At 63.6% G+C, this 9233-nt stretch carries 9 protein-coding genes and 1 pseudogene; 2 read left to right on the plus strand and 8 right to left on the minus strand.

Annotation, left to right across the window (positions count from 1 at the left end):
- The 5 genes and pseudogenes from EN969_RS06210 to EN969_RS06230 all read right to left on the minus strand — a co-directional run.
- Positions 1-452 (minus strand): annotated as a pseudogene (locus EN969_RS06210) (mandelate racemase/muconate lactonizing enzyme family protein); the annotation flags it as partial.
- Positions 453-457: 5 nt separating this feature from the next.
- Complete coding sequence (ugpC, locus tag EN969_RS06215) at positions 458-1555, minus strand: sn-glycerol-3-phosphate ABC transporter ATP-binding protein UgpC (protein WP_063167542.1); 1098 nt, start codon at positions 1553-1555, stop codon at positions 458-460.
- 4 nt (positions 1556-1559) lie between these two features.
- A complete protein-coding gene (locus tag EN969_RS06220; RefSeq protein WP_013533026.1) occupies positions 1560-2426 on the minus strand; it encodes a carbohydrate ABC transporter permease in 867 nt (288 codons plus the stop codon).
- Positions 2427-2428: 2 nt separating this feature from the next.
- A complete protein-coding gene (locus tag EN969_RS06225) occupies positions 2429-3325 on the minus strand; it encodes a sugar ABC transporter permease (RefSeq protein WP_013533025.1) in 897 nt (298 codons plus the stop codon).
- A 135-nt stretch (positions 3326-3460) separates the two neighbouring features.
- On the minus strand, positions 3461-4780 hold the full coding sequence (locus tag EN969_RS06230; RefSeq protein WP_063167543.1) for a sugar ABC transporter substrate-binding protein: 1320 nt from the start codon (positions 4778-4780) through the stop codon (positions 3461-3463).
- Positions 4781-4949: 169 nt separating this feature from the next.
- Here EN969_RS06230 and EN969_RS06235 point away from each other — a divergent pair, with 169 nt between their 5' ends.
- Entirely contained in the window at positions 4950-5735 is a 786-nt protein-coding gene (locus EN969_RS06235; protein WP_013533023.1) for an IclR family transcriptional regulator, read from the plus strand.
- Positions 5736-5800: 65 nt separating this feature from the next.
- Entirely contained in the window at positions 5801-6640 is an 840-nt protein-coding gene (locus tag EN969_RS06240) for an amidohydrolase (RefSeq protein ID WP_063167544.1), read from the plus strand.
- A gap of 9 nt (positions 6641-6649) precedes the next feature.
- Here EN969_RS06240 and EN969_RS06245 read toward each other — a convergent pair whose 3' ends face one another.
- The 3 genes from EN969_RS06245 to EN969_RS06255 all read right to left on the minus strand — a co-directional run.
- Entirely contained in the window at positions 6650-7621 is a 972-nt protein-coding gene (locus EN969_RS06245; RefSeq protein WP_013533021.1) for an ABC transporter permease, read from the minus strand.
- A 1-nt stretch (position 7622) separates the two neighbouring features.
- Positions 7623-8573, minus strand: a complete 951-nt coding sequence (locus EN969_RS06250) for an ABC transporter permease (protein WP_027163923.1) — start codon at positions 8571-8573, stop codon at positions 7623-7625.
- Positions 8570-9233: ATP-binding cassette domain-containing protein (locus EN969_RS06255; RefSeq protein ID WP_164758159.1), on the minus strand; the 664-nt coding region annotated here is incomplete at its 5' end. The genes EN969_RS06255 and EN969_RS06250, both read right to left, overlap by 4 nt.

Raw genomic sequence — 9233 nt, forward strand, 5'->3', positions numbered from 1 at the left:
ACCAGCGCCTGCGTCTCGATGTGCAGCCAACCGCCTTCGGTGGTGTAAAGCGGACAACGATCCTTGGCGCCGCCGGCCAGTTTCCACAAAGGCAGGTTTTGCTTCTTGGCCCGCAGATCCCAGAGTGCTGTATCGATGGCGGCGATCGCGATGGCGGTGATGGCACCGATGGTCGTGGCATGGGTGGCGAATTCGAGATCGTGCCAGATCGCCTCGATCATGTCGGGATCGCGGCCGATCAGGCGCGGCACCAGATGGTCCGAGAGCAGCCGCATCACCGACGAACCGCCGGTGCCGATCGTGTAGCTGTAACCGGTGCCGACCGCACCGTCGGAATCGGTGATCGTGACGATCGGCGTTTCCTGACTGACGAAGCTCTGGATCGCGTCGGTGCGCTTGACCTTGGGCACAAGGTCCACCATGCAAAGGTCGACTTTCTCGATTCTGGCCATGCCGATCAGCTCCGCAGTGTCTTTCCGGTCTCAGTGGCAAACAGATGCGCCTGCGACATGTCGAGGCTCATGGCGACCCGCTCGCCCGGCCGCAGTGGCCTCGGGTTCAGCATGCGCGACACCCAGTCCGTGCCGTTGAATTCAACGAACACCAGCGTCTCGTTGCCGAGCGGTTCGGTGACCGTGATCGGCAGCTCGATCTGGTGGACATCGGCCGCGCCACCGGAACTGATGCCATGGCCGGTCGGGTAGATGTCGTCCGGCCGCAGCCCGAACACCACCTTGTCGCCGGTCGTGACATTGGCCTTGAACTGAGCGGGCAGCGGCAGCCTTTCGCCGCTGGCGAAAACCATCTGGCCGTCATCGATCGTCGCCTCGTGCAGATTCATCGGCGGTGAGCCAATGAAGCCGGCGACGAAGCGCGTCGCGGGCCGCCGGAACACCTCGTCGGGCGTGCCGACCTGTTCGATATGACCGTCGCGCATGATGACGATGCGATCGGCAAGCGTCATCGCCTCGACCTGGTCGTGGGTGACGTAGATCACTGTCGACTGCACCTTGGCATGCAGCTTCTTGATCTCGGTGCGCATCTGCGTGCGCAATTTGGCGTCGAGATTGGAAAGCGGTTCGTCGAACAGAAACACATCGGGGTCGCGCACGATGGCGCGGCCCATCGCGACGCGCTGGCGCTGACCGCCGGACAGTTGCGACGGGCGGCGGTCGAGCAACGTGTCGAGGCCGAGGATGGCCGAGGCCTCGGCGACGCGGCGGTCCATGTCTTCTTTGGCGGCGCCGGCGATCTTCAGGGAGAAGCCGAGATTCTCGCGCACCGTCATGTGCGGATAGAGCGCATAGGATTGGAACACCATCGAGATGTTGCGCGAGCGTGGCGGCAAATCGTTGACGATGCGTCCGCCGATCTCGATCGAGCCGGCGCTGATTTCCTCCAGCCCGGCGATCATGCGCAGCGTCGTCGACTTGCCGCAGCCGGACGGGCCGACCAGCGCAATGAACTCGCGGTCGGCAATGTCGAGATCGATGCCGTGCACGATCCCAATAGTGCCGTAGCGCTTGGTCAGCTTGGTGAGGGTAACGGTTGCCATGGGATCAGCCTTTCACCGCGCCGGAGGTCAGGCCGCCGACAAGGTGTTTCTGGACTATGTAGGTGAGGGTGAGCGCCGGGATGATCATCACCACGGCCAGCGCGCACATGCCGCGCCAATCGATGGTGAACTCGGCCGTGTAGTCGAGCAGGCCGACCGGCAGCGTCTTGGCGCTCACCGAGCGGGTCAGCTGCGAGGCCAGCGCGAACTCGTTCCAGCAGGTCAGGAAGGCGAAGATCGCGGCCGACGCAATGCCCGGTCCGGCGAGCGGAAACTCGACCTGCCAGAACGCCTGCCAGCGGGTGCAGCCATCGATCTGCGCTGCTTCCGCGAGGTCCTTGGGCACCTGGCGGAAGAAGCCGTCGATCAGCCAGATGGTGAACGGCACGTTGAGCGCGACATAGGCGAGGATCAGCCCGAAATGGGTGTCGATGATGCCGAGCCGCACATAGAGGAAGAACAGCGGCAGCGAGAGCGCGATGCCCGGCACGGTGCGCGTCAGCATCAGGCCGAGGAAGACGCTCGATTTACCGCGAAAACGATAGCGGGCGAACGCATAGCCGCCTGCCATGCCGATGGCCACCGCAATCACCGTCGAGGTCACCGAGATGATCAGCGAGTTGCGGAAATATTCAATCACCGGGATGCCGCCCTTGCCGATGCCTGAGAACATCGCGACATAGGCGTCGAACGAAATCTCCTGTGGGATCCACACCGGTGGCTTTGCCATGATCTCGACCGTCGGCCGCAGCGACGACAGCACGATCCACAGGCCCGGCAGGCAGATGGTCAGCATCGCCAGGAACAGGCCGATGCGATAGATGATGCCGAGCAGCCGGCGCTTCAGGCGGGCGGAAGAATTCTCGTCCATCTTCACCACTCCGCACCGATCTGCGTGCGCGCCGCGGCGAGCTTGTTGAAGAAGTAGACGGTGAAGGCGATCGACAGCAGGATCGAAAAATAGGCCATGGCGTTGGCCATGCCCATGCGCCCGTCGCTGTAGGCGGTGCGGGCCACCAAGGTCCATAGCAGTTCGGTGCGGCCAGCCGGTCCGCCATCGGTCATGATCTTGACGATGTCATAGGCGCGCGCCACGTCGAGCGAACGGATGGTCATGGCGATGTAGGCGAAGGGCATGACGAATGGCCACGTCACATAGCGGAATGTCTGCCACGGCGTGCAGCCGTCGACCCGCGCCGCCTCGATCGGCTCCTTGGGCATGGCGAGCAGGCCGGCGAGGATCAGGATGGCGAAGATCGCCGTCGACGACCAGATCTCGGCGATCGAGATGGCGATGAAGGCGAGATGGCCCTCGATCAGCCACGGTATGGCGTCTCGCGTGATGCCGAGCGACTGCAGCGCATTGTTCACCAGGCCGATATTGTCGTTGAACATGAACTTGAATTGGAAGCCGACCAGGATCGGCGAGAACATCATCGGAAACATCATCAGCGTGCGCAGGATGCGCTGGCCGCGCGTCGCCTTCTCGACCAGCATGGCGAGGCCGAGCCCGAGCAGCATTTCGAGATTGAGCGCGATGGTCAGCAGCAGAACCGTGCGGCCGAAGGCCCACCAGAAGTCGGTGTTGGACAGGATCGAAAGATAGTTCCGGATGCCGATGAAGACGTAGAACGTTTCGGGCCGCGTCAGGCGGAACGGGGTGAAGCTCGAATAGAGCGACAGAAGCAGCGGCACCACCACCACCGCCGCCAGCACGATCATGGCCGGAAGCAGCAGCAGGAATGGCGCGGATGGCTTGAAGCCCTTCATCAGAATCCTTGAGTGTTTGTATTTGGACGGCGGTGCGTTGGCTGGGCGCGAAGGGTTAGCGTAAACCGCTGGCATCCCGCGCAACGCGATCGCCTCCCCCATTGCTGATGGGGGAGGCAGCCCTGGGAGCCGTTGCTAGAGCTTGCCGGCGTCCTGGAGGATTTGTGTCGCCTTGGCGGCGGCTTCATCCAGTGCCTGCTTCGAGGTCTTGTCGCCGAGGATCGCCGCCTGCAGCTCGGGATAGACGGCGTTCGAGATCTCGATCCATTCAGGCGTCTGCGGCACGGCGAAGGCGTGCTTGGCCTCTTCCTGGAAAGCGGTAAGAACCTCCTTCTTGTAAGGATCGTTTTCGGCCTGCTTCAGGTCCCAGTCCCAGACCGCGGTGCGGGTCGGCAGCGGACCGGCGGCGGCCTCGAGCTTCTGGCTGTCCTCGTTGGTCAGCCACCAAACCAGGGAAGCCGCGGCCTCCTTGTTCGGGCAGTTCTCGGTCACCGAGAAGCCATGGAAGCCGGACCAGCCGGTGCGCTTGCCGGACGAACCCTTCGGCGCGACTTTGACGCCGACATTGCCGGCGACCTTCGACGACTTCGGATCGTTGAAGAAGCCGGCCCAGCCCGGCCAATCCAGGTTGATGGCGACAGTGCCGGACGCAAAGCCTTGGCCGAGATCGTCCCAGAGATAGTTGGTGGTGCCGGCCGGCACGGCCTTGGCCTTGTAGAGGTTGACGAACCAGTCGAGCGCCCGGATGCCGGCCTCGGAGTTGAAGACCGGCTTGCCGTCCTTGTCGAGATATTCGCCGCCCTCGGCGACGACCATCTCGTAGAAGCGGCCGTTGATCGCCTCTTCCTTGCCGGCGAACTGGGTGCCGTAGAAATTGGGCGGGTTGGCGAAGAACTCGGCCTGGTCGGTGACTTCCTTCCAGGTGTCCGGCGGCACCAGATCATAGCCGTATTTCGCCTTGAACTTGGTCTTGTTGTCGGCGTTCTCGTACAGGCTCTTCTGGTAGTAGAGCGCCGAAACGTCGAACTGCGCGCGCGGCAGCATCTCCAGCTTGCCGTCGATGGTAGCCGACTTGATGGTCGACGGCACGAAGGCGTCGATCTCTTCCTTCGGCAGCAACTTGCTGAGGTCGGTGTAGAGGCCGGTATATTGCGGCGCGAAGGAGGAATGGTTCCAGCCGACGCACCAGTTGGTGCTGCCCGAGGCGATGTCGGACTTGAGCTCCTTGTCGATATCGAAGCCGTTCTTCTTGGTCAGGATGTTGACCTTGGCGCCAGTCGCCTTCTCCCATTCCGGGATCCGTTCGTAGAGCTTTTCATATTGCTGGCCGCCGATCAGCTTCACGTCGACGGTCACGCCTTCGAACTTGCCGGGCAGGTCGCCGGCAAGGGCTGCGCCTGCACCAAATGCAAGCAACAATGCACCGGCGGAGACGCCGGAAAGCAGTCTGTTCATTGGTATCCTCCCTGGGTGCGCCTTGGCCGGCGACCGCAACTCGTCTGATGACAAGAAGTGCTACATTCATATACAAACAAAACATTCATAGACACGTCAAGGCGAAATTTGTTTCCGCCGCGCACGTTCCTGCGTATATGACGGGCGAAATTCACTGGAGGATGAGCCCATGGACGACAGCGAAGACGAGCGCTATCGCGCACCGGCGCTCGACAAGGGGCTCGATATCCTTGAACTGCTGGCGGGCGTCGACGGTGGCCTGACCCAGGCCGAAATCGCCAAGAAACTCGACCGCAGTCCCAACGAATTCTATCGCATGCTGGACCGGCTGGTGCGGCGTGGCTACGTCACGCGCCTCGACGGCGACCGCTATTCGCTGACGCTCAAGCTGTTCGGCCTGGCACAGCTGCACGCGCCGGTACGGCGGCTGGTCTCCTATGCGACGCCGCTGATGCGTGAGCTTGCCGAGACATCGCAGCAGGCCAACCAACTCGTTGTTTTTGATCGTGGTTCTGCCGTCGTCATCGGTCAGCAGGAAGCACCGAACTACTGGGGCATATCGATCCGGGTCGGCTCCCATATCAGTCTATTCGATACTGGCTCGGGACATGTGCTGCTCGCCTTCCGCTCACCGGAAGAGCGCCAGATGATGATTTCCGAACACGTCCGCAGCACCGACAAGACGGCACAATCGAGCGAGTTCTTCACCCGTCTCGACCAGATCCGCGACCGTGGCTACGAGATGATGGCTTCGATGCAGACAGCCGGCGTCTTCAACCTGTCGGCCCCGGTGCGCAGTTCCGACGGCAAGGCGATCGCCGCGCTGTCGATTCCCTACATCACGGTGGTCAACGCGCCTTCCGCACCCGATATCACCAGGACAATCGAACTGTTGCTGGCAACGTGTGAAAAGCTGTCGCACCTTGCTGGATCAGCAGTCGGCTCATCGGTGTGAATTCTTATTTGAATGAAGAATTCTCTCGTGAGATGATTTGAAAAGCCAGAGGGAGGAGCCTCGCCATGATCATCGACACCCATCTTCACCTCATCGATCGCTCGGCCCTGCGCTATCCCTGGCTCGCCGGCGTGCCGGCGCTCAACCGCGATTTCTCTTATGAAGACTACGCGACGGAGGCGCAGCGTGTCGGCGTCGAGCGCGTGCTGCATATGGAGGTCGATGTCGATCCGGCCGACATCGAAGCCGAGACGGCTCGTGTGGAAGGACTGTCACGGCAGCCCGGCAGCATGCTGGCCGGGGTGATCGCGTCCTGCCGTCCTGAGGAAGGAGACTTCGCGGCCTATCTCGAACGGCAGCGGGCAAACCCGTTCGTAAAGGGCTTTCGCCGCGTCCTTCATGTCGCGCCCGACGAGCTCTCGGAAGGTGCGGTGTTCCGCGACAGCATCAAGCGGCTTGGCGGCACCGGCCTGACCTTCGATCTCGTCGTGCTGCCGCACCAGATTCCCAAGGCTATCGTGCTTGCCGACCTGGCACCCGATGTGACGTTCGTCCTCGACCATTGCGGCGTGCCCGACATCAAGGGCAACAGGGAACATCCATGGCGCGAGCATATGAGCGAGATCGCCCGGCGCCCGAATGTCATGGCCAAGATTTCCGGTGTCGTCGCCTATGCCGATGCCGGCAGCTGGACGGTCGAGACGTTGCGGCCGTACGTCGAGCACACCATCAATTCATTCGGCTGGGACCGCGTCGTCTGGGGCAGCGACTGGCCGGTCTGCACGCTAGGCGGCGGCCTGTCGACCTGGGTGGCGGCGACCCATGCATTGCTCTCGGGCTGCAGCATTGCCGAGCGCGACAGGCTGTTGTCCGGCAATGCCCGCAAGCTGTGGCGGCTCGACTGACAGGTCCTTTCAGATGGTTGCCGAGACGTGCCGTTCGCGGCCATAGAGCGAAACCAGCAGCACGATGACGAAGCCGAGCGCGGCCTGCACTGCCGCGGGCTGGAAGCCGAGGCCGATGAGCAGCGTGTTGATCTCGGTCAGCACCAGCACGCCGGCGATCGTGCCGAGATAGCTGCCCCGGCCGCCGACCAGTGCTGCGCCGCCGACGACGACCGCTGCGATGGTCTGGAACAGATAGGGCTGGCCGACATCGCCATAGGCCGAGCCGGTGAAGCCGAGCAGCAGCACGCCCGCGACAGCGGCGAAGAAGGCGCTTGCTGCATAGGTGATGACCCACATGCGAACCGGGTCGATCAGCGCCAGCGGCGCCGCTCCCGGATTGCTGCCCAACGCATAGAGCCGGCGGCCATAGGGCGTCCGCTCCAGCACCAGCACGACCAGCGCCGCCAGCACGACCAGGCTCGGCACCAGCCACGGCACCGGCAGCGGGCCGGCCGATCCGCCGATCGAGACGAAGCTGGAAACCGCTTGTGGCGCGGAGCCTGACGGGAAGCCGGCTGTCCACAGCAGCACCAGCCCTTGCACGACCATGCCGATGCCGAGCGTGACGATGAGCGGCTGGATGTCGAGGCTGCGCGAGATCAGCCCGTTCAGCCCGCCGATGACGAGCGCCAGCGCGCCGACCAGGCCGCAGACGAGAAAAAAGTTCCAGCCATCGCCATAAAGCTGCGCAGCCACGACATTGGCAAAGCCGATGACGAAGGGGATCGAAAGGTCAATGCCGCCCATGATGACGACCAGCGTCTGGCCAATCGAGGCCACGGCGAGCAGCGAGGCGAGCACCAGCATGGCCCGTATCGCAAACGGCGCCGAGTAGCCGGGAATGAGAATTGTGCCGGCAAGGTGCAGAAGGGCGGCGACGCAGAAGGCGCCGACGACACGGGCGTTGGTTGTCGCGAAGAGGTTTTGGCGCAAAACCATGTCAGCGTCTCCCCATGGCAAGACGTTCCTGCAGCGCTGTCAGCATCACCGCCAGCACCAGGATCGCGCCGTAGGCGATCTGCAGCACGAAGGTCGAGACGTTGAACGTCGTCAGCACGCTCTGCAGCAGGAAGATGTCGATGGCGCCGATGGCGGCACCCGCCACGCCACCACGGCCGCCGGCCAGGCTGACGCCGCCGAGCGCTACGGCGGCGATGGCGATCAGCGTGTAGGTCGGCCCTATGTTGGGGTCGGCGGAGCCGATCAGCGCGGTCAGCATCAGCCCGGCGCATCCGCCGAGGATGCCGGTCATGACATAGGCGATGAAGCGCACGCGCGTGACATCGACACCGGCGGTGTAGGCGGCGCGGTCGTCGCTGCCGACCGCCATAAGCTGGTCGTAGTATGGTGTGCGCCGCACCAGCCACCAGGCAATGAACATCAGTGCCAGCGGCAGCATCGACAGCGGGCCGGACAGCGCCTTAAGCCAGGCCGGCGCTGGGCCGATCGGCGCCGGCAGGATTGTCAGCGTCACGCCGGTCAGGATCAGATAGGTGCCGAGCGTGGCGACGATCGGCTGAATGCGCACGATTGTCGCCAGGAAGCCGTTCGCCGCGCCCACCAGCGCGCCGACGAGCAACGCCGCCGGAACGAGCACCAAGGGCGACGAGATGCCGGTGCCGAGGAACAGCACCTGGATCGTCAAAGCGTTGACAAAGCCCATCAATGGCCCAACCGAGATGTCGATTCCGCCACGCCCGGCGAGGATGACAGGCGTGGAGGCGATGGCAGCACCGATCAAGGGCGCCGCCAATCCGACCAGCGCCCCCCAGGAACCCGGCTGGAATCGTCCCGGGCTGAGGATGAGATTGACCGCAAGCAGCACGACCAGCAGCACGACGGCGAAGCCGAAATTTCGCCCAAGGGACAGGAGGCGCGCAACAGGGCTCATGCCGCACGTCCGAACATGGCTGATATCACGCCGTCGGTGGTGAGGGCGTTGCCGGCGATCTCGGCCGCGACTTCATTCTCACGGAACACCAGCACGCGCTGGCACAGGAGAAGAATCTCCTCGATTTCGCTGGACAGGATGACGAGCCCCATGCCGTCGGCCGCCAGCCCGCGAAACACGTCGTAGAGAACATGCCGCGTCGCCACGTCGACGCCACGCGTCGGATCGTTGAGGAGCAGGATCGCGGGCTCCAGCGCCAAGGCCCGCGCCAGCAGCACCTTCTGCTGGTTGCCGCCCGACAAAGTGGTGATCGTGGCATCGGGCCGGGGTGCGGCGATTGACAGTTTTTCGCGGTAGATGTCGTAGCGCGCCTTGCGCGCCGCCGGGCTGATCAGGCCGAGCCGTGTGTCGCGCGACAGAGTCGAAACGGCGAAGTTGTCGAGCACCGACTGCGTCGGGAAAATGCCGTTGGCGCGTCGGTCGCGCGGCAAATAGGCGATGCCGCTGGCGACAGCCTTGCGAAACCCGGTGATCTTACGGGACGCATCCGATGCACCGAGCTCGATCGAGCCGCCATGCGGCGGTTCCAGGCCAGCAAGCATCTTGAGAAACAGCTCCTGGCCATGACCATCGAGGCCGGCAAGCCCGACGATCTCACCC

The organism is Mesorhizobium sp. M7A.F.Ca.CA.003.01.2.1, assembly GCF_003998945.1.
Lineage (GTDB): Bacteria > Pseudomonadota > Alphaproteobacteria > Rhizobiales > Rhizobiaceae > Mesorhizobium > Mesorhizobium ciceri.